At 64.8% G+C, this 26061-nt stretch carries 23 protein-coding genes and 3 pseudogenes; 12 read left to right on the top strand and 14 right to left on the bottom strand.

Annotated features, from left to right (window positions below):
* The first annotated feature begins 21 nt into the window (after positions 1-21).
* The 7 genes from FND50_RS33115 to FND50_RS33085 all read left to right on the top strand — a co-directional run bounded on the left by FND50_RS33115 (position 22) and on the right by FND50_RS33085 (position 5402).
* Positions 22-1467, top strand: coding sequence for an aromatic ring-hydroxylating dioxygenase subunit alpha (locus tag FND50_RS33115; RefSeq protein ID WP_144288565.1), 1446 nt, complete (start codon positions 22-24; stop codon positions 1465-1467).
* 71 nt (positions 1468-1538) lie between these two features.
* Positions 1539-2090 carry a 3-phenylpropionate/cinnamic acid dioxygenase subunit beta gene (locus FND50_RS33110; protein ID WP_007297301.1) on the top strand — a complete coding sequence of 184 codons (552 nt, stop codon included), beginning with the start codon at positions 1539-1541 and terminating at the stop codon, positions 2088-2090.
* The gene (locus FND50_RS33105; RefSeq protein ID WP_144288564.1) at positions 2087-2398 is read left to right on the top strand and encodes a hypothetical protein; all 312 of its coding nucleotides are present in this window, start codon (positions 2087-2089) and stop codon (positions 2396-2398) included. Before FND50_RS33110 ends, FND50_RS33105 begins: the two co-directional genes overlap by 4 nt.
* Positions 2395-3201 (top strand): 3-(cis-5,6-dihydroxycyclohexa-1,3-dien-1-yl)propanoate dehydrogenase, encoded by an 807-nt coding sequence (gene hcaB, locus FND50_RS33100; RefSeq protein ID WP_144288563.1) that lies wholly within the window; start codon positions 2395-2397, stop codon positions 3199-3201. The genes FND50_RS33105 and hcaB overlap by 4 nt, the downstream gene beginning before the upstream one ends.
* A 37-nt stretch (positions 3202-3238) precedes the next feature.
* Complete coding sequence (locus FND50_RS33095) at positions 3239-3433, top strand: ferredoxin (protein ID WP_005256000.1); 195 nt, start codon at positions 3239-3241, stop codon at positions 3431-3433.
* Positions 3433-4674, top strand: coding sequence for an NAD(P)/FAD-dependent oxidoreductase (locus tag FND50_RS33090; protein WP_144288562.1), 1242 nt, complete (start codon positions 3433-3435; stop codon positions 4672-4674). Before FND50_RS33095 ends, FND50_RS33090 begins: the two co-directional genes overlap by 1 nt.
* On the top strand, positions 4671-5402 hold the full coding sequence (locus FND50_RS33085) for a class II aldolase/adducin family protein (protein WP_144288561.1): 732 nt from the start codon (positions 4671-4673) through the stop codon (positions 5400-5402). Before FND50_RS33090 ends, FND50_RS33085 begins: the two co-directional genes overlap by 4 nt.
* Positions 5403-5489: 87 nt before the next feature.
* Here the strand turns inward: FND50_RS33085 and FND50_RS33080 are convergent.
* The 9 genes and pseudogenes from FND50_RS33080 to FND50_RS33040 form a co-directional block, all read right to left on the bottom strand.
* Positions 5490-5921: pseudogene (locus tag FND50_RS33080) on the bottom strand (Hsp70 family protein); the annotation flags it as partial.
* Positions 5922-6063: 142 nt separating this feature from the next.
* A complete protein-coding gene (locus tag FND50_RS33075) occupies positions 6064-7374 on the bottom strand; it encodes an MFS transporter (protein ID WP_144288560.1) in 1311 nt (436 codons plus the stop codon).
* A gap of 131 nt (positions 7375-7505) precedes the next feature.
* Entirely contained in the window at positions 7506-8144 is a 639-nt protein-coding gene (locus FND50_RS33070; protein ID WP_144288559.1) for a response regulator transcription factor, read from the bottom strand.
* Entirely contained in the window at positions 8141-9322 is a 1182-nt protein-coding gene (locus FND50_RS33065; RefSeq protein ID WP_144288558.1) for a GAF domain-containing sensor histidine kinase, read from the bottom strand. The genes FND50_RS33070 and FND50_RS33065 overlap by 4 nt, the downstream gene beginning before the upstream one ends.
* A 58-nt stretch (positions 9323-9380) precedes the next feature.
* Positions 9381-10505, bottom strand: coding sequence for a glycoside hydrolase family 88 protein (locus tag FND50_RS33060; RefSeq protein ID WP_144288557.1), 1125 nt, complete (start codon positions 10503-10505; stop codon positions 9381-9383).
* Positions 10502-11656: a zinc-binding dehydrogenase gene (locus FND50_RS33055; protein ID WP_144288556.1), complete on the bottom strand. Its 1155-nt coding sequence runs from the start codon at positions 11654-11656 to the stop codon at positions 10502-10504. Before FND50_RS33055 ends, FND50_RS33060 begins: the two co-directional genes overlap by 4 nt.
* Complete coding sequence (locus FND50_RS33050) at positions 11653-12849, bottom strand: CaiB/BaiF CoA-transferase family protein (protein WP_144288555.1); 1197 nt, start codon at positions 12847-12849, stop codon at positions 11653-11655. Before FND50_RS33050 ends, FND50_RS33055 begins: the two co-directional genes overlap by 4 nt.
* Positions 12850-12855: 6 nt before the next feature.
* Positions 12856-13974 carry an acyl-CoA dehydrogenase family protein gene (locus tag FND50_RS33045; RefSeq protein ID WP_144288554.1) on the bottom strand — a complete coding sequence of 373 codons (1119 nt, stop codon included), beginning with the start codon at positions 13972-13974 and terminating at the stop codon, positions 12856-12858.
* A 49-nt stretch (positions 13975-14023) separates the two neighbouring features.
* A complete protein-coding gene (locus FND50_RS33040) occupies positions 14024-15160 on the bottom strand; it encodes a CaiB/BaiF CoA-transferase family protein (RefSeq protein ID WP_144288553.1) in 1137 nt (378 codons plus the stop codon).
* Positions 15161-15321: 161 nt separating this feature from the next.
* Here FND50_RS33040 and FND50_RS33035 point away from each other — a divergent pair, with 161 nt between their 5' ends.
* Positions 15322-16797, top strand: coding sequence for an aldehyde dehydrogenase (NADP(+)) (locus FND50_RS33035; protein WP_144288552.1), 1476 nt, complete (start codon positions 15322-15324; stop codon positions 16795-16797).
* Between the two features lie 254 nt (positions 16798-17051).
* On the opposite strand, the pseudogene FND50_RS36390 reads toward FND50_RS33035, so the two are convergent.
* A pseudogene (locus tag FND50_RS36390) lies at positions 17052-17560 on the bottom strand (hypothetical protein); the annotation flags it as partial.
* 15 nt (positions 17561-17575) lie between these two features.
* Between FND50_RS36390 and FND50_RS37965 the strand changes: the two are divergent.
* Positions 17576-17768: pseudogene (locus FND50_RS37965) on the top strand (hypothetical protein); the annotation flags it as partial.
* 180 nt (positions 17769-17948) lie between these two features.
* Here the strand turns inward: FND50_RS37965 and FND50_RS33015 are convergent.
* The 4 genes from FND50_RS33015 to FND50_RS33000 form a co-directional block, all read right to left on the bottom strand.
* Entirely contained in the window at positions 17949-19214 is a 1266-nt protein-coding gene (locus FND50_RS33015) for an MFS transporter (RefSeq protein ID WP_260850792.1), read from the bottom strand.
* A 399-nt stretch (positions 19215-19613) separates the two neighbouring features.
* Complete coding sequence (locus tag FND50_RS33010; RefSeq protein ID WP_144288551.1) at positions 19614-20408, bottom strand: IclR family transcriptional regulator C-terminal domain-containing protein; 795 nt, start codon at positions 20406-20408, stop codon at positions 19614-19616.
* A complete protein-coding gene (locus tag FND50_RS33005) occupies positions 20405-21649 on the bottom strand; it encodes a nitrate/nitrite transporter (RefSeq protein ID WP_144288550.1) in 1245 nt (414 codons plus the stop codon). The genes FND50_RS33010 and FND50_RS33005 overlap by 4 nt, the downstream gene beginning before the upstream one ends.
* 257 nt (positions 21650-21906) lie before the next feature.
* Positions 21907-22737, bottom strand: coding sequence for an IclR family transcriptional regulator C-terminal domain-containing protein (locus FND50_RS33000; protein WP_144288549.1), 831 nt, complete (start codon positions 22735-22737; stop codon positions 21907-21909).
* Positions 22738-23055: 318 nt separating this feature from the next.
* On the opposite strand from FND50_RS33000, the gene FND50_RS32995 reads away from it, so the two are divergent.
* Genes FND50_RS32995 through FND50_RS32985 form a run of 3 tightly spaced genes read left to right on the top strand, consistent with a single transcriptional unit; the run spans position 23056 to position 26060 of the window.
* Positions 23056-24339, top strand: coding sequence for an aromatic ring-hydroxylating dioxygenase subunit alpha (locus tag FND50_RS32995; protein ID WP_144288548.1), 1284 nt, complete (start codon positions 23056-23058; stop codon positions 24337-24339).
* Positions 24340-24369: 30 nt separating this feature from the next.
* Positions 24370-25557 (top strand): zinc-binding dehydrogenase, encoded by a 1188-nt coding sequence (locus FND50_RS32990; RefSeq protein WP_144288547.1) that lies wholly within the window; start codon positions 24370-24372, stop codon positions 25555-25557.
* Positions 25554-26060, top strand: a complete 507-nt coding sequence (locus tag FND50_RS32985) for a hypothetical protein (RefSeq protein ID WP_186301187.1) — start codon at positions 25554-25556, stop codon at positions 26058-26060. The genes FND50_RS32990 and FND50_RS32985 overlap by 4 nt, the downstream gene beginning before the upstream one ends.
* Position 26061 lies beyond the last annotated feature (1 nt).

Below are 26061 nucleotides of genomic sequence, written 5' to 3'. Positions count from 1 at the left end.
ACGACCCACCACACACAAGCGATGGAAGACATTCGCCGCGGCATGATCCCGGCGCACATCTACAACGACAAAGGGATTTTCGAGCGTGAGAAGGCGACCGTCTTCAGTCGATCGTGGTTGTTCGTCGCGCACGAATCCGAGGTACCGCAGGCGGGGGACTACGTTGTCCGCCGGGTACTCGAGGATTCGTTCATCATCTCCCGCGACTCCAAGGGTGGGATTCGGGCGATGTTCAACATGTGTCTGCACCGCGGGATGCAGGTGTGTCGCGCGGAAATGGGAAACGCGTCGAACTTTCGCTGCCCCTATCACGGCTGGTCGTACCGAAACGACGGCCGCATCATCGGACTGCCGTTCCACGAGGAGGCGTACGGGGGCGAGGAGGGCTTCAAGAAGAAGGGCCAGACACTCCTCCCTGCACCCAATCTCGACAGCTACAACGGAATGATCTTCATCAATATGGATCCGAACGCGGAATCGCTGTCGGACTATCTGGGCGACTTCAAGTTCTACCTCGACTACTACACCAAGCAGAGCGAGTCGGGGCTCGAGGTGCGGGGCCCGCAGCGTTGGAGGGTCAAAGCGAACTGGAAGATCGGAGCCGAGAATTTCGCGGGCGACATGTACCACACGCCGCAGACACACACCTCGGTCGTCGAGATCGGCCTGTTCCGCGAACCCAAAGCGGAGAAGCGCAAGGACGGAGCAACCTACTGGGCAGGACCAGGTGGGGGAACGACGTACAAGTTGCCCGACGGCACCTTCGACGAGCGCATGCAGTACGTGGGATACACCGCGGAGATGACCGACCGGGCCAAGGAGGTGTGGTCGGACGAGCAGCAGCGAGTAGTCGGCGCAGACGGCTTCATGATCTCGGCAGCATCGGTGTTTCCGAACCTGAGCTTCGTGCACAACTGGCCGAAGGTCGAGGACGGCGACGACGTTCTGCCGTTCATCTCCATTCGACTCTGGCAACCGATCAGTGAGAACGAGACCGAGGTGTTGTCCTTCTTCGCGGTCGACCGGAGCGCGCCGGAAGAATTCAAGAAGAAGTCGTACAAGGCATACCTGATGTGCTTCGGGTCCACCGGCATGTTCGAACAGGACGATGTCGAGAACTGGGTATCGCTGACGAACACCTCCGCAGGATCGATGGCGCGGCGCCTTCTACTCAACAGTCGCATGGGTCTGCTCGAGGACGGGACACGCGTCTCCGATGAGCTCACCGCCGACGAGTTCCACGGCCCCGGGACGGCGCAGGTCGGATACAACGAGGCCAATCAGCGCAAACTTCTCGAAATGTGGGCGGACTACCTCGAAAAGCCGGCACTGGAGGTGGGGCCGACATCGGTGGGAACCGACAATCCAGACGGAATCAGGCCGATGACTCCGACGAACGGCAGCTGCGACCACGCCGCCGGCACCCACAGCAAGGACGCGACTGTCAACGGGGCGGTGCTGGCATGACCACGTCGGTGCGAGCTAGCAATACCGGTTACAGCCGCGTAGGTGAAGGCTCGACCTATTCGGAGCAAGCCGTGCTGGGCGACCATGCATCGCGCGTCACGCGCACCGGAACTCCGCTGCGGTTCGACGATCGACGGCACCTGGACGCGCACCAATTCTTGATCGACGAGGCATATCTGCTCGACGCACAGGAATACCAAACCTGGCTCGACAACATCACCGACGATATCCACTACCTCATGCCGGTTCGGGTAACCACGGCGCTCAACTCGGGATTCGACACCTCACCAGGAATGGCACATTTCGATGAGAACAAGTATTCGCTGAGCCGGCGGGTCGCGCGGTTCGTCACCGAGCACGCGTGGACCGAGGATCCCCCGTCACGACTGCGCCACTACATCACCAACATCCGGACCTTCCTCACCGACGCCGAGGACCACCTCGTCGTCGAAAGCGCCGAATTGCTGTTCCGCAGCAGAGGCGATGTCAATGAGTCGGCACTCGTCTCGTGTGGACGCGAGGATCTGCTGAGGCGCGTCGGTGACGAATGGAAGCTCGCACGACGCACCATCTTTGTCGACGAGTCCGTGATGCGGATGCAGAATCTCGCGGTGTTCCTATGAGCTTGCAGTGGGAAGGCGAGGAGCAGGACGCACGCGCCGCGCGCCGTGCCACAGACGAGTTCGCGCAGCTCTTGGCTGGTGCCGTCGGTGATCCGCTGACCATCGCCAACGAATTCGCCGAGGTCAGCGTGCACAAGGTGGCGACCCGCAACGGCGTACGGCTGCTGGTGCACGCCCCGAAGTCCGGACAGTGGGTCTGTGTGGACCCGCTGGAACTCGAGGCGCTGACCTGGCAGAACCCGGCCACCTTCGCCGAGATGGTGGGAAACATGTTTGCTCCGTTGATCGCAGAGGGAGACAACGAATGACTGGCTGGCTCGACGGCAAGCGGGCACTTGTCGTTGGCGGGGGATCGGGGATCGGGCGAGCAGTCGTCGATGCGTTCCTCGCCGAAGGCGCGTGCGTCGCGGTACTCGAGCGTGACCCGAACAAGTGTCGGGTGCTGCGCGAACACCTACCCCAGGTACCGGTCATCGAAGGTGACGCCACACGCGCGGCGGACAACGACGCTGCCGTCGCGGCTGCGGTCGCCGAGTTCGGAGGGCTCGACACACTGGTCAACTGTGTCGGGATCTTCGACTTCTACCAGGGCATAGAGGACATCCCCGCGGACACGCTCGACGTGGCGTTCGACGAGATCTTCCGAACCAACGTGCTCAGCCACATGCACTCGGTCAAGGCCGCCGTACCGGAGCTGCGCAAGCACCGCGGATCGTCGATCGTGCTGGCGGAGTCTGCCTCGTCGTTCTATCCCGGACGAGGCGGAGTGCTCTACGTGTCTTCCAAATTTGCCGTACGCGGGCTGGTCACCACCCTGGCCTACGAGCTCGCCCCAGATATTCGCGTCAACGGAGTCGCCCCGGGAGGCACGTTGAACACCGACCTGCGCGGGTTGGTGAGCCTGGGACGCGACGCCGATCGACTCGACGACAATCCGAATCGTGCACGCGAGTTGGCGGCGCGGACACCGCTCAACGTGGCCCTCTCAGGTGAGGACCATGCGTGGAGCTTCGTCTTCTTCGCTTCCGACAGATCCCGAGGAATCACCGCAGGCGCGACGCATCCCGACGGCGGCTTCGGAATCGGAGCCCCCAAAACTTCGACCCGCTGATACGAGTTCGACCAGTTCGGAAAGAGAGGAAACCGCGATGGCTGTCGTCAAAGCGAATCTTGGTGCATGTCAGGGATATGCCAATTGCGTCGTCGCTGCCGACGACTACTTCGACATCGACGACGACGGTGTCGTCGAACTGTTGAGTGTGGAGGTCCCCGAATCGGAACGGGGACGCGTCGACAGTGCTGCCCGGTCCTGCCCGGTCTCCGCGCTCTGGATCGAAGACTGATGCCGGAATCGACCACGGTCATCGTCGGTGCATCGATCGGTGGTGTCCGAACTGCGCAGGCACTGCGGTCGGAAGGGTATCCGGGCGCCATCGTTCTCATCGGTGCCGAAGGTGAACTGCCCTATGACAAGCCGCCGCTGTCGAAGTCGATCCTGGCAGGTGACTCTACGATGGCCGAGATTACGTTGTTGACCACCGAACAGGCTCGGGAACTCGATCTCGAGCTTCGGTTGGGCCAACCAGCCATACGGCTGAGCACGGCAAACCGGGATGTCGAACTCGCAGACGGTACGAGGGTCGCGTTCGACAACCTGGTGCTCGCCACCGGCGCTCGCGCCCGGCCGTCACCGTGGGGAACGCCGAACGGCCTGCACGTGATACGAACAGCCGCGGACGCCCGCGCACTACGACGCCATTTCGGCACCACCGACCACCTCGTCATTATCGGCGGCGGCTTCATCGGCGCGGAGACCGCGGCAACCGCGGTCCAACTCGGGATGCGCGTGACGCTGGTGGATCCAGAACCCGTGCCCATGGCACGCGTGATGGGTGCGGAGATCGGCGAGCTGTTCATCGACCTCCATCGGCGTCGCGGCGTCGACACCAGATTCGGGGTCGGTGTCGAGTCCGTGCACGGTGAGCACGGGTCCTTCGCGATCGGCTTGTCCGACGGGTCGACGCTCGCCGCCGACACGGTGGTCGTCGGTATCGGGGCGATACCGAACGACGACTGGCTCGAGTCCTCCGGTCTCGAGGTGAGCAATGGTGTGGTGTGTGACGTGTACTGCCGTGCAATCGGTCACGACAACATCTACGCAGTCGGCGACGTGTGCCGGTTCGACAACACCCGACGCGGCGGTTCGACCCGGTTCGAGCACTGGACGAACGCGGTAGAGCAAGCTGTCGTGGTCGCGCGGAACATCGCTCGCCCGGACGAGAAGATGCGCCACGAACCGGTCGAATACGTCTGGAGTGATCAGTACGACTGGAAGATACAGACGGTCGGACTGGCGGGCTCGTCGACGCACACTGTCATCGGCGAGGTGACGAACAAAGCTAAGTTCGCGGTCTGCTACCCCGACGAGAAGGGCAGACTGACCGGGGTCGTCGTCGTCAATTGGCCGAAAGCGCTTGTCACCGCCCGCAAAGCGATCGCACTCGGGATCGAATATGTCGAGTTTGCGGAACGTCTCGAGGCAATGACGGTGTCAGCCCGCACCACGGTCAAGGAAACCACGTGAACGAGAGAGATATCGAGGGTGCACGGGTCGTCGTAGCCGAGGCGTGCAGGGTTGCCGCTGCCCGGGGTTTGATGGAGGGCATCCTGGGCCACATCAGCTTCAGAGTCTCCCATGACCTTCTGCTCATCAGGTGTCGCAGTGCAGACGACACCGGCGTGGCCTATACACGCCCGTCCGACATCCGACTCGTACGATTCGACGGAACAGCCGGCGCTCCAGGTGAACTCAACAACGGCTATCTGGTACCTAAGGAGTTGCCCGTTCACGTCGAGTCGATGCGGGCCTCGCCTGACATCCGAGCTGTAGCGCACCTGCACCCCCCGTCGATTGTTGCAGCCGACCTAGCGGGTATCTCGCTGCGGCCGATCTACGGGGCCTACGACATCCCCGGTGCAGTTCTCGCGCGGGGTGGGGTGCCGGTGTACCGCCGCGCAGTGTTGATTCATAGCACCCAACTCGGCAAGGAAATGGTGACGGCGATGGGCGATCGGCCCGTCGTCATCTGCCGCGGACATGGCATCACCTCCGTCGCGTCATCGGTGCAACAGTCGGTTCTGCAGGCCGCCAGCCTGGAAGAGCTGGCGCGCATGTCCTTGGCTGTCGTGAGCGCGGGTGGCACGCTCGTCGACATCGACGACGCCGATTGGGAGGATCTTCCCGACCTGGGCGCCAACTTCAACACCGGCGCAGTCTGGCGACACGAGGTTGCACGCGCAGCGACGGTATAGGCCAATCGTGGGTACCGACGGTAATTGTCAACCTACTTGAGACACGTGCGTGTTGATTCCTTACGAGTGCGGCGTCTAAACACGGGGCGTCGAACCACCGACCAGGATCACTTTGGCGTCACTCATCGCCTGCTTCACGGGGTCGAGGCAGCGTTCCACCAGATCCGCCGTCAGATCCTCGAACTTCGATCGCATGATCGTGGTGGTGAGGTGCTTGGGACCGTTCGCGTCAGCGGTGACGAAGGGCAAGTTGACCTGGGCCTGTGTCACCGAGGACAACTCGACCTTGGCTTTCTCCGCGGCCTCGAAGAGGCGCTGCAATGCCTGCGCATCCTTGCGCAGATCGATATTCTCCGCACGCTGGAATTCGTCGGCGAGGTAGTCCACCAGGCGTCGGTCGAAGTCGTCGCCGCCGAGGTGGGAGTCGCCGGCCGTGGAACGAACCTCGACCACTCCCTCGCCGACGTCGAGCAGGCTCACATCGAAGGTGCCGCCGCCGAGGTCGAAGACCAGTACGGTTCGTGGGTGTGCTGACACTGCGGGCCCCACGCCCCCGAGACCGGTTATCGCGCTCGCGACACTCAGCCTCGGGGGCGACCACAGCTACCCGACCCGACCCACGGAGAAGTCACCAAAAGGGGCGCACGGGCGGCGAAGCCGCCTACGTGGAAGTCGGTGACAATCGCTCGTGGCCCGCGGCTTCGTCGTTGTCGGACAGATCTTGCCGGTAGGTTTCCCGCATGGCGATCACACAGACGACGGAGATGGCGCACATTGCGACCATGAACAGCGCGACGGCGACGTAGGAGCCGGTGCGATCCAGCAGGTACGTGGCGACGATCGGCGCGGGAGCGCTCGAGGCAAGGGTGCCGATCGTGTACCCGAAGGAAATTCCGGTGTACCGGATGCGGGTGTCGAAGGCTTCGGCGAAGAAGGCTGCGAGCGGGCCGTAGGAGGTCGAGAAGGCGAGACAGAACGCCACGAACCCGACCATCGCCAGCAGGAAGGACCCGCTGTTCACCAGCCAGAACCACGGAAAGGTGAACAGCAGCATTGCGACGACTCCTGCCAGGAACACCGGCTTCCTGCCGTAGGAGTCCGACAGTTTGCCGAAGAACGGCAGCGCGAAGAACGTGACCGCCATGGCGACGAGGACGAGTGTCAGCATCTGGTTGCGCGTGTAGCCGACCTGCGCGACGCCGTAGCTGAGACCGAATACCGTGGTGCCGTAGAAGGTGACCCCGATGGCGAAGTAAGCACCGCAGGTGAGGAGGACCTGCTTGGGGTAGTGGCGAAGGACCACCCCGATGGGCAGCTTCTCCAACTTTGCGTCCTTCTTGACGCGATCGAAGTTCGGGCTTTCGCCGACGTGCAGTCGGACGAAGAGGCCGATCGCGACGAACGCACCCCCGATCAGGAAGGGAATTCGCCAACCCCAGGATTCGAACGCTTCGGGAGAAAGCCCGGCCATGAACAGGAAAACCGTGTTGCCCAACATCAATCCCGCCGGCACCCCCATCTGCACCCAGCTGCCGTAGTAGCCGCGTTTGCCGGCAGGCGCGTGTTCGACGGCCATGAGAATCGCCCCTCCGATCTCGCCACCGAGCGCGAGGCCCTGCACGAAGCGCAGGGTCACGAGAATGATCGGCGCGGCGACGCCGATGGACTGGTAGCTCGGGAGCAGCCCGACTCCGAGGGTGGTGAAGCCCATGATGGTCAGGGTGATGACGAGCATCGACTTCCGTCCGATCCGATCACCGAAGTGGCCGAACACCACTCCGCCGATCGGACGCGCAACGAAGGCGGCGGAGAACGTGGCGAAGGCGAGCAAAGTGCCGATCAGGGAGTCGAATTCGGGGAAGAAGATCTTGTTGAACACGAGTCCGGCCGCGGTGCCGTAGATGAAGAAGTCGTACCATTCGACTGTCGTACCGACACCGCTGGCAAATCCGACTTTCGAGGTTTGGGACATTGTGAACATGTATGGCCTCCGTTGCCACGATTGCGGAATGATTCCTGTGGCTCGAATGTATGGGTGATCCAGGACACACAACATCTCCAGGTGGAGAGGTGGGGATGTGTTGCCTGGTGAACGAATTGCGTTCAGAGCAAGCGAAGTTCGTGGGCACGCGCAATGGCTTCGACGCGATTGCGCGCGTTCAGTTTCTGCATGGCGCTCTGCAAATAGGTTTTTACGGTGTTCCGCGCAAGGGACAGTTCCTGAGCGATTTCGGGGTTGCTGTTACCCATTGCCGCGAAACGCAGCACCTCGTACTCGCGCCGGGTCAGGCCGGCCCGGTACAGAGCTTCGGATGTCACGACTCTTCGCGATCCGGCCAGTCTCGGGTCGACAACCCGGATGCCGCCGGACACGCGGTGAATGGCCGTGGCGAAGTCCTGCCCGCTGATGTCCTTGACGAGGCATCCGTCCGCGCCCGCCTCCATCAACAGGTCGATGGCGCCGTGATCGGCGAATGCGGTGAACAGCAGTATCCGCGCGTGCGGCGCGACCCGCCGTAGTCGCGGAATGAGTTCGGGTGCAGGGATATCGGGAAGTCGAAGATCGAGAAGGATGACGTCGACGGAGAGGGTGCGGGCCAGCTCGACCGCCGCGGCGCCGGTCAGTGCACCTCCTACGACTTCGAGGTTCACGTCCTCCCGCGCGAGAAGTTCCACCCCCCCGCGCACGATCGGATGATCGTCGACGACGAGGATGCGGATCGTCTTCGACGGCTCGGTCATGCACCCGACCCGTCGATTGCGTCTACCCAGCCGCGCACGGTGGTGCCGTTTTCGTCGTCGCTGACTACGGACATGCCGCCACCGAGCCGCTCGAGCCGTCCTGCGGCCAGCCCGAGCCCCAATTGGCTTCCTCGCACCGGGTCGTCGGCCCCGTCCACGCCCCGGCCGTCGTCGCTGATGACGACCGTCACTCTGCTCGACCGAACCGACAGGCTGACCACCACGGTGGATGCGTCGGCGTGCTTTTCGACGTTGACGAGCGCCTCCCGGACCAGTCGCTGGAGGGCCTCGACGCGGCTCACGTCGAGATCCGGAGATTCGGTCAGCGGTACGAAACGGGCCGGGATACCGGTTCGAAGCGCGAACGACTGGCAGTCCTCCTCGATGCCGACAGGGAGTTCCCGCTCGGGGGGTCGCGCGCTGAGGTCGGTCAGCGACCTGCGAATCGACGCATTGACGGCGTGTACCTGATCAGTGATCTCCTGCAGCCGATCGTGGATCGCCTGAGCGTCGCCCAGTGCACGCAGACTCTGCAGTTCGGCACCGATCCGGAAGAGGACCGGGCTCACGGAATCGTGCAGGGATTCGGCAAGCCGATTCCGTTCGGCCTCGATCGCGAGCTCCGTCTGGGCTGCGGCCCTCTGTGCGCTGACGAGAGTGACGGCGGCAGTCGCGGCGGTCGATTGGATCTCCGCGATGACTCGATCACCGAATGACGAATATTCGCGGGTGCCGACGTACACGGCACCGAGGACACGACCTTCGTACACCATGGGCACTGCGAGCATTCCTCGCAGTGACTCCTGCGCCACGAGCGCGTCGAAGTCGTGAGTGATTCCGGCGTCGGACAGGTAGTCCCGGACCCAGACAGGTTTCTGCAGCATGATGCTCTTTCCGCCGAGACCGACCCCCTCCGGCACCACCAGTCGGTGCAGGGCGTTGCTCTTCGTCCCCTGCCAACTGCGGTGAACCATCGCGCCGTCGACCTCGATGCGCCCGACGAGCGACATGTCGAAGTCGCCGATCTCCCGGATACGCTGACCTGCCGTGGTCATGGCCGATGCTTCGTCGGTCAGGACGAGCAGTTCGGCACGCGAGAGCGCGAGGTCGTCGAGGATGGACGTCCTGACGTCCGAGTGCTTGAACTCGTGAGCTGCGGTATGCGTACTTTCCGACACCGGCTTTCCTCGATCTTTCTTCCCCCCGGCGTTGGGCAACCCGTTCATGTCGGCTGGGTCACAGTGTCAGAGTATCGGACCGGCCGTCCAGGCTGATCAGGCACTCGAGCAGGAAGTAGTCGCCCCAGATCAGCTCGTTCCGGGTAGCGAAGTCCCGGCGTTTGTCGAAGCAACCGTCCATGAGGATCCCTGCCGGTCTGCTGTCGTGCGGTCCGGTCGGGGTGAGGTGGTCGAGGAGCGCATCCACGTGGGCGACGGCCCTGTCCCGGAAGTCGGTCCGGTCGGGAACCAGTCGGGCGAGCTTGAGCAGCGCGGCAGCGGCGATGGCAGTGGCGGACGTGTCGATCGGGACGTGCGGTCCGGTGCCGGCGTCGAAGTCCCATGACACGATTCCGGCAGTCGGCGTGCGGTCCAGCCACCAGTCGGCCAGCCGGACGGCGGTCGGCAGGAAAGACGGCGACGCCCACTGCGCGGCCTGGGCGTACGCCACCATCGCCCACGCCTGCGCCCGACCCCAGGTGCTGTCGTCGTTCATGCCCTTGTGGGTGTAGCGGCGCAAGAGTGCACCGTTGGTCGTGTCGAACAGTGCCGACTGACAGACCGAACCATCCGCCCGGATGCAGAGCTCGATGTGCCGCTCCGCGTGGCGGATCGCGGCGTCGAGGAACCGCGGGTCGCTGGTCTGCGCCGACGCCCACGACAGCAGGGCGACGGTGCCCGGGACGGCGTCGATGTTCGCGGCGCCCTCGCCGACCGCTTCCGCTTCCTCCGCTTCCGCGCCGAGCGGGATCACGCCCGCTCGATCGTTGAAGCTGGCGAGCAGCCCGCGGGCACCCGCCAGCGCGATCTCGGATGCGCTCGCGCTTCCGGTGACGAGGTGGTTGACCGCCGCGCCGTACCAGAAGAGGAAGCCGCGGAAGGCGGTATCGGAGCTCTCCCGGGGCAGGACCTGCTCGGTGATCTCGTCGGCGAGTCGCGACAGGCGGTCCTCACCGGACGCCACGAAGCCGAGTGCGGCCAGTCCGCCCCAGAATCCGCCCGTCCAGTTTCCGTCGGCAGTGGTGGTCCATTCGCCGGATTCAGGGTCACCGTAGTGCGGGAACTTGCCGCTGGTCTGCTTGGCGGTCGACTCGATACGCTCGAGCATCGAGTCGATGGCGGCGGTGTACCGGGAGCCGGTCACGACTGACCTCCGGTCACCAGAACCGACTTGAGCGAGCGCCCGTCCCGCATGTCACCCATGGCCTCTTCCGCCTTCCCGAGCGGGTACTCGGTGACCATCGAGGCGAGGTCGAACCGTGCTGCGAGCCGGGGTAGCGATTCGACGTATTCGAGGTGGTTGTGCGGGGAGAACGCCCAGCTTCCCAGCACCTGCAGCTGCTTCTTCGTGATGTAGTGGGGGTTGATCGGAGTGGTGCCGTGGTCCGTGTACTGGCCGACGACGAGGTACTTGCCGCCGCGCCGGGCGATGTCGATTCCCTCGGACACCGCCGTCGGTACACCGGCGGCCTCGATGACGACGTCGGCACCGCGCCCGCCCGTCGTTTCCGCGAGAATTCGATCCAGGCGGGCCGCTCGATCCGTCTCAGCGAAGATGTCGATGTGGATGTCGCCGATGCCGGCCGTCCGCGCGACCTCCAGACGGTTGGCCGGTCCGCCGACGATGATCACCTTCGCCGCCCCGGCGAGTGTGGCGTACATGGCGCACGACAGACCGACCGGTCCGCTGCCCTGTACCACGACGACATCGCCTGCGTCAGGCTTGGCGATACCGTTCACCGCGTGGACGGCAGTCGGTCCGGCACAGCCGAGAGCGATCACCTGCTGCGGTGTCACCGAGGACGGGATGCGGACGATCGTCGAGCCGGGCTGGAGGTAGATCTGCTCGGACCACCCACCCGACAGGTGGGGCCAGTCAGCCGAAGACTGATTGATGCCGTACACCTTGCGGGTCTCGCACAGTGACGGTTCCTGCTGATCCTCGCAGTAGTAGCAGTGCCCGCACGGGATGTTGGATGCCCACGACACCGCATCCCCCACGCGAAGCTCCTCGCCACGCGCGTCCGTCGTGACACCCTCGCCGAGGGCGTGCACTCGACCGACCGCCTCGTGCCCCAGGATGACCGGCACTGGAATGGGCAGGCGACCCTGCTGCAGGTGGATGTCCGTTCCACAGATCCCCGCGTGCGTCACGTCGACGACGACCGCGCCGGCGTCGGGATCCACGCGTGGGAACGTCCTCGGCGCCATGGCCTGCCCGAACCCTTCGAGCACCATCGCTGTGGCCGTGCCGGTGGTCCGGCTCGCCGGGTCCGTCTGCGTCGCATTCCTCATCGGATCACTTCCTTGCTGCGCAATGTCTGGACACGTGACTCGGATACCCCGAGCTCGTGAAGGATTTCGTCGGAATGTTCACCCACCGCGGGCACCCCTCGGCGTACCTGTGCGGGCGTACGGGACAAAGTGACGGGACTGCCGATCAGGCGGGTCGTCCGCACACCCTCGACCTCGACGTCGACGAGCGTGCCGTTGTGGCGCGTCTGGGGATGATCGAGCGCCTCCTGCAGGGTGAGCAGCGGTGCGCACAGCAGGTCGACCCCGTCGAACAGTTCCGCCGCCCCGGTGGTGCTCAGCCGCGCGATCAGTGGACGCAGGACCGTGTTGGCGGCCTCCTTGTTCTCGGCCTGGAGCTGCGGCGACGCGAAGGACGGCTGGACGGACAGATCGTCGATGCCGAGTGCTTTGCACGCCAGCTGCAGGGGGTTGTCGCGGAACAGGCCGAGCACCAGCAGCAGACCGTCCGTCGTCTCGAAGATGCCGCTGTACCAATCCGTCACCCAGTTGGTCTCACGCCGGTCCATGAGCAGCGAGGCACTTTCGAGGGTCTGCAGCGACAGTGCCGTATCGAAGAGGTTGACGCTGACCTTCTGGCCACGGCCGGAACGCTCGCGTTCGAACAGTGCGGCCAAAATCCCCTGCGCCAGAGCCATACCCGATGCATAATCGACCGTCGGCACCGGATGCACGTACGCCGAGATCGACGGGTCGCCGCACGACCTCGCCATCCCGCTGAGCGCCTGCGCGAGCATGTCCTGGCCGGCCTTGTGGGCATACGGTCCGGTTTCCCCGAAGCCGGTCGCGGTACCGTAGACAAGCCTGGGGTAACGCTCCTGCAGGTCGTCGTATGTCAACCCTAGCCGTTCGACCGCCGCGGTCCGGTAGCTGTGGATGAGAACATCCGTCTCCGCGAGCAGCCGATGCAGAATATCTTTCCCCTCAGCAGATTTCAGATTGAGAGCGATGCTGCGCTTGTTACGGTTGACCGCGGCGAAGTAGGCGCCGGGGCGACCTGCCTCGAGTGAATCGCGATCCAGGCCTCGCAGCATGTCTCCATTGACACCTCGCTCGACCTTGATCACTTCGGCGCCAAGGTCGCCGAGAACCTGCGCCGCAACGGGGGCCTGCATGATCTCGCCGAGATCAAGTACTCGAATGCCGCTCAGCGCTTGCTGTTGAATGTGTTGCACGACGCCCTACTTTCCGTAAACCGATTTGGCGATGAGAAGTCGCTGAATCTGATTGGTGCCCTCATAGATCTGAGTGATCTTGGCGTCGCGCATCATCCGCTCCACCGGATAGTCACGCACATAGCCGTAACCGCCGTGCAGTTGTAGCGCATCGGTGGTCACCGACATGGCATTGTCGCTGCACAGCAGCTTCGCCATGGCCACCTTCGCACGCGCCGCCGGATCCCCGTCCTGAATGAGATGGACCGCGTCGTAAAGCAGCGAACGAGCCGACTCGATCTTGACGGCCATATCGGCGACCATGCCCCGCAGAAGCTGGAAGCGCGAAATGGGCTGGCCGAACTGGTCGCGGTTCGTCGTGTACGAGACGGCGGCATCGAAAGCGCCCTGCGCAATTCCGAGGGCCTGCGCCGCGATGAGTGCGCGGCTGACGTTCAGTTCCGCAGAGATGTACTGGAACCCCCTATAGGGATCATTGACGACACGAACAGCGGGGAGCCGACATCCGTCGAGGACGACATCGGCCGTCGGACTGCCGCGCATTCCCATCTTCTTCTCGGGCGCACCGAAGCTGACGCCGTCATCGTCCTTGTGCACGATGAAGACACCGAGTGATTTGTCGCCGGTCTTCGCCAGGACCGCGTACCAGTCGGCCCACGGCGCATTGCTGATAAATCGCTTCTGCCCATTCAGAATCCAGTCGGAACCATCCTGTATCGCGGTTGTCGCGATGGCCGACAGGTCCGAACCCACGCGCGGCTCGGTCATGCACCACGCAGCGCCGGCGGAGCCCGACGCGACACCTGGTACCACCAGTTGCTTCAACTCGTTGGAGCCCTGACTCAGCACTGTGGACGTGCCCGCCCAGTTGACCAGCATCACCAGCGCCGAGCTTGCGCAGGATGCTGCGACTTCCTCCACTGCGATGACCTGGGAGAGGAGATCGGCTCCGCTCCCACCGAGGCTCTCGGGATGTGCAAGTCCGGGCAGGTCGTTGCTGCACAGGGCCGCCCACGATTCCGACGGGAATCGCTCCTTGTCATCCACGTCGGCGGCATGCGGTGCGATCTTGGTCTGCGCGAGTTTGCGGACGCTCGCGCGGAACTCGCGGTGTTCGATACTCATGAATTGCTCCTGGTGTCTGCGGGGAATGTGATGATTCGGGAGTCGACGGTCACAGCGGTGGCCAGCTCAGACCCGTCACGGAGGGTGGGACGCCGTCCGCGGCGGCACGGCCGGCGACATCTTCGGGAAGTCCGGCGCGGCGCAGGACTTCTTCGGTCTTGATGCGGGTGTCGGTGATGCGCCGTTTCGGTCCGCCGGAGAACACGGGGACCACCGGGACCGAATCCAGTGCGAATCCCGGATCCCTGGCCACGATCTGGTCGAACGTGGACAGCTCGTGCGGTTCGAGCACCGGTGTCACGCACGCATCCACGTCGGCGAACACCGCGGTCCACTCCGCCATCGTCTTCTTCTCGAACTCGGCGGTCAGCGACTTCTCGATGAGGTCCCAGGTGGACTCGTCGAAATGATTCGGTACGGCTCCGAGGTCGAGGGTGGTCCACAACCGCTCGAAAAATGCCACCTCCAGGGCACCCACCGCGACGTATCGACCGTCGGAACAGCGATAGCACCGATAGAACGGCATCGACCCGACCAGTACGCCACGTCCGCGGCCGGGCAGCGTCGGCGTCTGCCAATCGACGAAGTTCATTCCCATCATCGACAGGACGCCGTCGACCATGGCGGAATCGATATACCGTCCCACACCTGTTCGAGTCCTGTCGTACAACGCGCCCAGAATGCCGAAGGCCGACAGCAACCCACCTCCCGCGAAGTCGGCGACCAGGTTCAACGGCGGGACCGGCGGCTGATCCGATGGGCCGAAGGTACCGAGGGCACCCCCGATCGCGAGGTAGTTGATGTCGTGACCGGCGCGTTGCGCCATCGGTCCGTCCTGGCCGTAGCCCGTCACGCTGCAGTAGACGAGTCCCGGATTGAGGGCCGACAGTTCCGCGTAGCCGGCGCCCAGCCTGTCCGCAACACCGGGCCGGAATCCCTCCATGAAAACGTCAGCTTCCGAGACGAGCGTTCGCAGGGCCTGGCGGCCGTCCACGGTCTTGAGATCCAGCGATATGAATTCCTTGCCTCGAGACAGTGCCGGCACCGGAAGCCCGGAACGACCACCACCGATCGCGATCACGTCTGCACCGAGATCCGCGAGCAGCATGCTCGCGTACGGTCCGGGTGCCAGACGTGTCATGTCCAGTACCCGAACCCCCGCAAGGGGACCCGTCGTTGCGGTCATTGTCGTCCTCCAAAGTCATTCGGTACCTCGTGTGATGCCAATCCTGGCGTCGTGACTGCACTCACACCATCTCCATGTGGAGGTATGGCGTCACACTCGTTCTCCCGCACACTGAGGCCCACATCCTCAGCACGGACGCTCCGAACTCGACAGGAATAGCAATGGAAACCACTGCGATAGAGACCCTTCCAGACACCACCACAGAGGATTACGAGCGGATTCTCTCGGCCGCGGAGACCGCCGCGACGTCACTCGCCCGAACGGACCCGAGCCGGCGGGCACAGATTCTGCGGTCGATGGCCGACGCACTCGACGCAAACGGGGCGGAATTGGTGCCGCTGGCGGCCGCCGACAGTTCGCTCCCCGAGGCGCGCCTTCGCGGCGAAGTCTCGCGGACCACGATGCAGCTTCGAATGTTCGCCGATGTCGTCGAGGAGGGCTCCTGGCTGGAGGCCATCATCGACACAGCAGATCCGGACGCGCTTCCCGCTCCGCGCCCCGATCTGCGGCGGATGCTTGTACCCACCGGACCCGCCGCGGTGTTCGGTGCGAGTAACTTTCCGTTCGCGTTCGGGCTCGGGGGCGGGGATACCGCGTCCGCATTGGCCGCCGGCTGTCCCGTCGTCGCGAAAGCGCATCCCGCTCAGCCGCGATTGACCGCCGCCTACGCGCGGGCGATCGACGAGGGACTCCGTGCGGGCGGCGCCCCGGACGGCACGTTCGGGGTAGTGCAGGGCGCCGACGTCGGACGTCTGCTCGTTCAGGATCCGCGCATCACGGCCGTCGGATTCACCGGTTCGACATCGGGTGGCCGGGCTCTGGCAGATCTGGCAGCCGGTCGGCCGTACCCTATCCCGTTTTACGGCGAGCTCGGCAGTATCAACCCGGTGTTCGTGACACCTGCTGCGGCTGCGGAACGGTCGGGAAAGATTGCGGGCCAATTCCTCGAATCATTACTCCTCGGCGCCGGTCAGTTCTGTACCAAACCGGGGATTCTGTTCGTCCCCGACCAGAGTTCGATCGAGTGGCTCGTCCGAACCGCGGTCGCGGACGATTCTTTCCGTCTGCTGCACAGAGGAATTCGTCAATCGTTCCTCGATGTGTCCCGGGAGATCCTCGAGCACCCGGACGTCCGGCCGGTGTCATCGCCCGAGCAGAGCGATCTGGACGATCTGTCGGTCCGCCCGGTGATCGGCGTGACCGACGCTCGGGCGTTGCATCGAAATTCACAGGCCCTGATCAAAGAGTGCTTCGGTCCATTCGGATTGATCGTGACTTACGCATCGGTCGCGGAACTTCACGCGACGATGGCTGTCCTGCCGGGCACGCTGACGGCGACCGTCCACGGCACCGACGATGACCACGATGCTGCAGCACTGCTCGACGCACTTGCGCGCTACGCGGGGCGCGTCATCTGGAACGGATGGCCCACCGGTGTCGCCGTCAGTTGGGCCCAGCACCACGGCGGTCCGTACCCCGCCACCAACTCCGTTCACACGTCAGTCGGAGCTACCGCGATTCGGAGGTTCCTGCGGCCGGTCGCATACCAATCGGTGCACGAAGCACATCTGCCTCCCGCACTCGTCGACGCGAACCCGTGGGGTATCCCACGCCGGGTGAACGGCCATCTGTCGTAGGGTCCACGGCCCGTGCATTTTCTGGGTGCACCAAGCTGCCCCAAAAGAGAGCTCTGCCGGTTCACCGCTGCCATCTGACGGCCCGGCCACGGCGAGGAAGCCCCTTGCGGAACGCGAGGATGCAGCGGCGGGGTGGTCAGGTCCGGGCGCGATGTCGGTGAGCCGCTGCTGGGGGACATGTCGTTCCCACTGTTCAATACGGGTAATGGTTGCAGTAGTTCAAAGGTTCCGAAGTTGGAGCGCGCAGCTGGCGGAGAGACGATTTCGTGATCGGTGGTCAGTCGGGGATTGGGGTGCCCGAGGTCGGCGAGCTGGTGCTCGGCGTCCGCAACGAAATCGGCTGTACGCCTGTTCGGGCTGGCCGGAGGTGGCCGAAGGTTCTGGGGGTGTGGGGGATCGCGATGGCGTCCGAATCCACGTCTGCCGGCGGGTAGACCCACGTTGTCGGCGGCGACGGTGTCAGGATCATCGGTGATGACCACGGCCTCAACGGCGATGGTCGAGCCGTGGGAAGCATTCGCGGAGCCGATGACCGACCGCCTACTGGTGGCGATCACGCTTGTGTGCAGGTTCGGCGACGATAGGACCCGGACACCGGCCTCGACATAGTACGCGAGCGCAATCGGCGAGGTCACTGCGCGCGCACCGCGGCCCGGAAGGCGTTCAGGACGAGGACGTCACCTGCACGCCTCGGCAGAGTGGGTGCATCCCTGCCGAGGTAGGCGATCGCGGCATGCCGTGGACCGCGGGTGTGTTGGCGCATCGTCGAGGCTTGCCGCAGCAGGGTCGCATTCCACACGCAGACGTCGTCCAGCATGCGCAGCGACGTGTGGCGATCGGACGCATGGGCGGTGTCGATGTCGTTGCTGCCAGGATCGGGCGGTCCCGCTCCGCTGTGTCCCGATACCGGTCCGGGGAGACGAACGAGTTGCGGGCCGAAGCCAGCAAGAAGCTCGGGAACGTCACGGCCCACATCGTGAAGCGCGCGGGCGTGTGCGTCCTTGGATTTCGCGGACTCGAACACACCGTCAGCAGCGACGAGTCCCGCGAACTTGCCGCCGCGCCGGCTGACGACGATCACCCCCGAGTGCGCTGCACCAACGACACGACGGCCTCCCTCGGGAGTCCGTCGTGTCGTTGGGAAGTGGGTATCAGTGTGTGGTGGTGTCGGGCGGTTCCGGTGCCGGGTCGGCGACCGTGATCCTTCCGCCGTCCTCGTCGACGAAGTACAGGACGACTGCGCCGATCATCGGTCCGACGGCGAGGGCGGAGAACGCCGCCAGGAACGAGCCGGTGGCGGAGAAGACCGCGCCGATCGCGAGAGGGACGAGAGTGCTGGCGATCTGCCAGAAGGCGTTGGAGGCGCCGGCGGCGGTACCGGTGACCTCGCTCGAAACCAGACGCGGAATCATCGCGACGATCAGCGGCAGGTATCCGTATCCGACCAGGCCGAGGACGGGTGCCGCAATCAGGAGCGCCGGGACGTTGTCCAGGGTGCCGAAGAAGATCAGGATCACGGCGAACAGCGCGAGGATGACGATCGCGGGCTTTCGGGCGCTGCCGACTTTGTCGCCGAGCATTCCGATGAGGGGCTTGCTGAACACCGCCACGCCCGCGAAGATGGCCACGATGAATCCGGCGGTGGTGCTGGAGACTCCATGTCCTTTGATGAGGAGGGCGTTAGACCAGGTGACGAATCCGTACGTGCCCCAGAAGCCGCCGAACCCCGCGAGTGAGAGCAGCATCAGGTCGCGGTTAGTGGTCAGTGTCTTCCAGGCGGAGGGACGTTTGCCGTCACGGTTCGTGGCGCGTTGGTTGACGACCGGTCCCGGTCGGATGATTACGTAGCAGGCGACTGCGGTCACGACCGAGATGGCACCGAAAAGATGGTAGGAGGCGTGCCAGCTGTAATGGTTGATCATCCATGGGACGACAGTGTTGGCGATGACGGTGCCGAGTGAGGTGGCGGAGGTGAACAGTCCCATGACTTTGCCGAGTTCTTTGGGCTTGAACCAGCTTGCAAGGAGTTTGACGCCTGCGGCGTAATCCGCGCCGGCGAAGAAACCGACGACTGCCTGCACGCCGATGCCGATCGCCGCAGAGGTGGTTGATCCGAAGACCATCATGAAGACACCTGCGCCGACAAGCGACGCGGTGACTACCTCGCGGCCACCGAATCGGTCGGACAGCACCCCGGTGAGGGCGTTGGAGCAGACGTATCCGACGTAGTACGCGGTGGCGAACACGCCGAGGCTGGCGAGTGGCACGCCGAGATCCTCGCCGACGAAGACCGACGCCGGACCCCAGGTGGAGCGATCGACCGAGGTCATGGTGAAGGCGAGCCAGCAGAGCACGAGTACTACCCACCGATACCGGTTGCGTACCTGCTGATCAGGGGATGCGGAAATTGTCTGCACGAGGTCGTTCCTGTCTGGTCTCGGCGCGATTGCTCAGGGTCTCGGGGCTGGGCTGCAACCCGGAACGCGTCGCAGAGGATCGTTGCCGTTTAGTTGAATAGCGTTGGCGCAGTCGAAGTGTGGAGTTGGGCGGTGAACGTCACGCGTAGGCGCGGCGCTGAAAAGCTGAGGGCTAGCCACCTTGGACCGGTCGAGCGCTACACCTGTTCTATCAAGGTGATCGTGTTCACACAACAGTTCCGTCCGTTTGTTGATCAATTGCGCGCCATGCGGACGTGAACTGCCTGAACCTGCTCACGCCATCGAGCCATGGACCGGCCGTGTCGTCGCCGCTCCGCACTTCAGTCGTGCGCCGTGCCGATCACCGTCGAGAAACGGCGCGCGTCCGCCGACGAGTCTTCAGATCCCCGTCAGCTCCTCACGGATCTGCGCGGCTGCTTTCTGGAGTGCGGTGAGGATTGATCCCCTCATGTGGTCGAGTGAGACACGCGACGACTGGGCGGAGACGTTGAGGGCCGCGACTGCGTGGCCGTCGGCGTCGCGAATGGGCACGGCGATCGAACGGACCCCCTCGGTGAGTTCCTCGTCCGCCAGCGACCATCCCTCGTTGCGAGCGTCGATGATCTTCGCGCGCAGTTCGGCGGTGTCGATCGTGGTGGCCTCGGTGTAACTGTGGGTGTTCACGGTCGCCAGATAGGCGTCGAGTTCGGCATCCGTGCGGTGTGACAGGAGCACCCGGCCGGTGGCGACGGCGTAGGCCGGCAGACTCGTCCCGACCACGATCTCGACTGTGAGGACCCGGTCGGCCTGGACCCGGTCGACGTAGAAGATCGTGTCGCGGTGCAGCACGGTGAGGGACGCCGTCTCCTGTGTCTGCTCGGCGAGGCGCTCGAGGTAGGGCCGGACGATATCGGGAAGGCCGCTGCTCAGGACGTAGGCATCACCGATCTCGAGTACTGCGGGGCGGGCGGTGTAGGCGGTGCCGTCATAGGACAGGTAGCCCATGTACTCCAGTGTCAACACGAAACGGCGGGCCGCGGTGCGGGTGATGCCGGCGAGGGTCGCGACCTCGGTGACCGACAGGGGGCGGCGTTCTCGCCCGAACAGTTTGAGTACCTCGAGCCCCCGGCCGAGAGCTTGGACGTGGTCGCGGTTCTGTTCCGGGGGCATCGTGGTCGCTTCGTTCTCGCTCACAGGCTCAACCTATCTACTTCGTGGGGTGCTGCCGACTGGGTGTGTGCATCGGTACCGCGGATCCCCCAGAGGCTGAGGGCGATGCATACCGTGTACAGCGCCACCGCAGCTGACCAGCCGGTCGCGAATCCACCGGTGTGGTCGGACAGCAGTCCCATCAGCGCGGGCCCGCAGGCGAATCCGAGGTACATCCCGACCGCGATGGCACTCGAGGCGCGGCCCACGGCGCTGGTCTGAACTACGCGGAGCGCGCCAGCCATCAAGACCACGTTGGCCGCGAGCGCAGTCGCGCCGTGGACGCCGACGCCGAGCCACAGCAGAGGAAGCCATCCCAGAATCTGGGCGCCGAGGAGGGCGAGTGCGCCGAGCGTGGAGCCCGATGCGAGGATCAACAGCAGGACGAAGGGGCCGGTTTTCCCGGCCAGCGCCCGGCCCCAACCGATCCGCGCGGTGACACCGATCAGGCCGGCAATCGCTGCGGTGAGCCCGGCCACGGTCAGGTTCAAGCCCATCTCGTCGTGCGCGAACAGCGGAAGATAGACGTTGGTGGCTTGAAGGGCGGCGCCGGAGAACAAGGCGTAGGCGGCGAATAGCCAGATGGCCGGGGGCAGCGATCGGTGCTCGGTACGGCCGAAGGACGGTGGAGCGAACTCGTTCGCGCCCGCCGACCGACGCGAACGAGCACGAGACGGTGCGAAACGCCAGGCCAGGACGGCCGAGATGCCCGCGATGGCGGCGCCGACCCAGAGCGGGCCTCGCCATCCCCAGGCAAGCGCCAGGGTGGGGCATCCGATCCCGGCGGCGAGTTGACTGGCCTGCACCCCCGACTGCTTCACTCCGATCCAGGGTGACCGCTTTGCCGGTGGGGCGTGGTCGCTGATCACGCGATTGGTGACCGGGTTCGACAGAGCCTGCGCTGCCCCGGACAAGGCCATGGCTGCCAGTAACCACAGGTAGTTCGTCGACAGCGCCGCGACGACGAACGAGAGTGCGGCGCCCGCGAATACTGTGACGAGCAGGGCGCGAGCGGGGAAGCGATCACTGAACCGGCCGAAGGCCAGGGACAGGGCAGCCGCCGTCAGGAAGGTGAGCGTGGCAAGCATCCCGAACTGCACCGCGGTGATACCGAGCGAGTCGATGACCAGCGCACTCGTCGAACTCAGCCCGTAGGTCAGCAGCGGCCCGATAGCCATGGCCGCAGTCAGCAGCGGCAGCAGTCCTCGGAAATCGCGGTTGTTCACTGCAGGTACTCCATCGACAGTCCTATTGCCGCGCGACGATGCGCACGGTCGCCTCATCCGGCGTCCGCATAGCGTTCAAGCATTCTATCTTCGGACGCCAGTGCCGCAGTCCCTGGGGTGTTGCCTACTGTTGCCGCCCCAGGATGCTTCGTGCGCCGCCAAAGTGTCGCAACGGGTAGCGGGGGTGCCGATGGAACAAACCGTGGTCACTCGGCGACTGGGCGGACGTCCGCGCGGCCCCGCAGCAGGCCGTGCAATCAGATGTCGATTCCGGCGCGCAGTTCCAGGGAGATCCGGCCGGCGGTTTCGAGGAGCGGGGGAAGGTACCGCGAAACCAGGGTGCGCGCAGGTTCGTGTGTTTGGTACATCGACACCGTGAGCGCGCCGACGTTGCGGCCGGTTCGGGAGCGAAGCGGCACGGCCAACGCTTGCACGCCGACGTCGAGAACCTGATCGGCGAAGGCCCAGCCCTGACGGCGAATAATGTCCAACTCGCGCCCGAGTCGACTGCGCTCGTCCTTTGTGAGCGCGGGGTGGGAGTCCTGGGTAGCCGTGACATCGAGATGCCGGTTCAGCTCGGACTCGGGAAGTGCGGCCAGCAGCACCTGTCCAGCCGCGGTTCGGCGGGCAGGCAACCGGCTACCCGCCTTCAAGGACACCGACATGCCGGATGCAACGTCTACCCTGCCGACGTACCGAATGTCCGGGCCTTCGAGCACGGTCACGGACGCGGAGGTTCCCAGGTTTCGCGCAAGTGCCTCGAGGTGCGGCTGGCACACGTCGGCCAGGGTGAACCTCGACAGATTGGCATAGCCCAGCTCGAGTACCTGCGGTGTCAGGGTGAACTTGCGGCCGGAGACAGCGACGAATCCGAGTTCGACGAGCGTGTGTAGGAATCGCCGCGCCGCGGAGCGGGGAAGTCGGCACCGATCTGCTACCTCGGTCAGCGTGAGGTCGCGATGCTCGCGGTCGAAGGTGGTCAGCACCGCGATCGCGCGTTCGAGTGATTGGACCGCGTCCTTCGGCCGGGCCGGCCGCACGGGCGTCGACGACGGTATGCCGTCGACCGCGCTCCTGGCTCGCGTCATCTGCTCCCTCTCCGGTGGCTGCACTCGCTGAGTGGCTCCATTGGATCCCACTACCGAGAGTCTAGTGAAGTTCGCTCTGCGCGCATATGCGCGTGCTATTCAGTCGCGTAGTCATTGGATTGTGCGCGATCAGGGCGGCCGGGTTCGACGCATCTCGGTGCCTGAAATGGCGAGGACCTGCGGCCTTGGGTCTGAGAGGTAAGGCCGCCCATGGTTGACGCTACGAAGCGGTTTGTGTCACAGTTTCGAGACCGGTCAATTTGCGCGCACATGCGCGCTATGCGGACGAGAATGCCGCGGAAGGTCGAAAGGACTCCCATGCTGACGCAAGACCAAAACACCCTGCTGGTACAGACGGGCCCCGATACGCCGATGGGCCGGCTCTTTCGCCGATACTGGATCCCGGCATTGCTGGCGGAGGAGTTGCCTGAGCCGGATTGCGCTCCGGTCCGGGTCAAGTTGCTCGGCGAGCAACTGATCGCATTCCGCGACACCCAGGGCCGGCTCGGTCTGCTCGACGAGTTCTGCAGTCACCGCACCGCCTCGCTGTACTTCGGCCGCAACGAGGACTGCGGACTGCGCTGCGCGTACCACGGCTGGAAGTACGACGTCGAAGGCAACTGCATCGACATGCCATCCGAGCCGGAGGACTCGAAGTTCAAGTCCCGGATCAAGCAGAAGGCGTACCCGTGTGTCGAGCGCGGGGGCGTGATCTGGACCTACATGGGCCCGCCCGAGCTGAAACCCGAACTGCCCGAACTCGAGTGGGCGATGCTCGGCGAGGGCCACCGATTTGCCTCGAAGCGCCTGCAGGAGACGAACTACCTGCAGGCGATGGAGGGCGGGATCGACTCGAGTCACGTCTCGTTCGCCCACCGGTTCAACCTCGACGACGATCCGATGCACTCGGGAACCGAGGGCAACAAGTACCTCAAGGCCGACACCCGACCGAAGTTCGAGGTCGCCGAGAGCGACGGCGGTCTGGTCATCGGGGCCCGCCGCAACGCTAACGACGAGGAGTACTACTGGCGGATCACGCAGTGGATCATGCCCTGGTACACCATCATTCCGCCGTTCGGAACGCACAACCCGCTCGGCGGGCACGCGTGGGTGCCGATCGACGACGAGACGTGCTGGGCGTGGAGCATCAACTACCACCCCACCCGGGAACTGCGCGACGACGAACTCGCGTCGATGCGCAATGGCGACGGCATCCACGCCAAGTACATCCCCGGGACCTACCGGACGCTGGCGAACAAGGACAACGACTACCTGATGGACCGCGAGGCCCAGCGGCGGAAGGAGACGTTCTCCGGCATCGAGGGCATTGCCGCGCAGGACTTCTCCCTGCAGGAGTCGATGGGTGAGATCTGCGATCGCACGAAGGAACGGCTCGGTACCTCGGACGCGGGCATCATCTTGGCTCGGCGTCGGCTGCTCGGCGCGCTCGCAGAGCTCGAGGCGGGGACCCTGCCCGGGATGAAGCCCGAACATCAGCGTGTGCGGTCGACCTCGGTCCTGCTGCCGAAAGCGACGCCGTTCAAGGAGGGCGCCGAGGATGCGCTCCGCATGGTCGAGGGCGAAGACTTCGTCTCCATCTGATACCGAGGCAACGAGAACAAGGAGTCCGACGTGACCAACAGCGCCCACATCGACATCGCACCGACGCGCTCGGTAGTCGGCCCGCCGGGGCTGGTCCGCGCCGCGGTGTCGATGCCCGACACGACGACGACCGTCCGCCACCTCGACACCGACGCGGCAATCGGTGCGGTGGGCTGGCTCGAAGTCGAATCCTCCGCAGTGTGCGGAACCGATGTCGGTCTGTATCGGGCCGGACTGGACTCGCCCACCGTGCTCGGCCATCACGTCGTCGGGACCGTCGTCTCGGTGGAGGAGACCCAGTCGACCGCGTGGGACGTGCGGCCCGGCGACCGGGTCGCGTTGGAGGAATACCTGCCGTGTCTGCGGGCGGCCTGCCCGGCGTGCCGCATCGGGGACTACCGCATGTGCCCACACACCGATTTGTTCGCGGGAAAACGGCGAGTGGGCCTTCTCTCGGCGGACGACGGGGCCGGCCTGCACGGCGGCAACGCCGAATACATGCAGCTCAGCGCGAACAGTCTCGTGTACCGCCTACCGGCGGATCTCGACGCAGATCTCGCGGCGTGGACGCAGCCCTTCGCCAACGCACTCGACTGGACGGTCGACGCCGGCGGCGCCAAGGAAGGCTCCACGGTCGTCGTCATCGGCCCCGGCTACCACGGCATCGCCGCGGTAGCCGCGGCCCGAGCCGTCGGCGCCGCCCGCATCGTCGTCATCGGGGTGCCGGACTCGGCCGGGCGACTCGAGATCGCCGAATCACTCGGTGCGGTACCGGTGATCAACAACAACCACAGCCTCCCAGAGCTGATCCTGCGAGCAACCGGCGGCGAGGGAACCGACGTGCTACTCGACACCGTCGGACTCGGGGGAGAGGCCGTTGCCGCCGCCGCCCGCGTGCTGCGCAAGCGGGGCCGGCTCGTCATCGGCGGACTGGGCTCGACCCCGGTCTGCGAACTCGATCTCAAATCCCTGGTACGCGGCGCCAACACGATCGTCGGTGTCCGCGGCCGCTCCCCCGATGCGGTCACACGCAGCATCGAACTCCTCGCCGACGGGCGATCAGGCTTGGAAATCGTGCCCTCCGTCGACGTCGACCTGGACGAGGTCGACAACATGCTGGGACGGATGGCTACCGGACGGGGGCCGGTGAGTCCGCACGTCGTCATCCGCCCGCAGCTGCGCCGCCCGACCGATCAGAAACGAGGAACGTTGTCATGAGCGAGATGACACCACGCCGACTGTCCTACGTGGCACGAATTGTACTGGTGCCCTTGGGTGAATCGGGTCGCAGACTCGTTGACCAGATGGCTGCGGCGGGGCTGACCGAGGTGCGGGTGGTCACCGAGCACGCGCCGAATGAGGTGGCCGTGCGCGACATCAACGCCGACACCACTACCATGCGCTGTATCGACGAGTTGGCTACCGAATCGGACATGGTCATTCTCATCGGCTCGGTGCTGCCCCAAGTCCCCGTCGGTTTCGCCACCACGATGGCCGAAGCAGCCCGCCAGTCGGGCAACCTGCTCGCCGGCGTACTGGTCGATCAGCAGGACTGGGACAGCCAGCAAGGCGCCGAAGCGATGGCAGTACTGAGGATGGAACTCGACATGCTGGTGTCCATCACCCAGGTCGATCTCGCCACCGCCTTCGTCGATGTCCTCAAGGGGGGATACCGCACCGCGGGTGCATACGCGCCAGTTCTCTCGACCTCAAGGATCTGAA

It is taken from the genome of Rhodococcus sp. WB9 (assembly GCF_007558985.1).
GTDB lineage: Bacteria > Actinomycetota > Actinomycetes > Mycobacteriales > Mycobacteriaceae > Rhodococcus_F > Rhodococcus_F opacus.
Note: the sequence above shows the minus strand (reverse complement) of the source record. Positions and strands in the feature narration are given on the sequence as shown.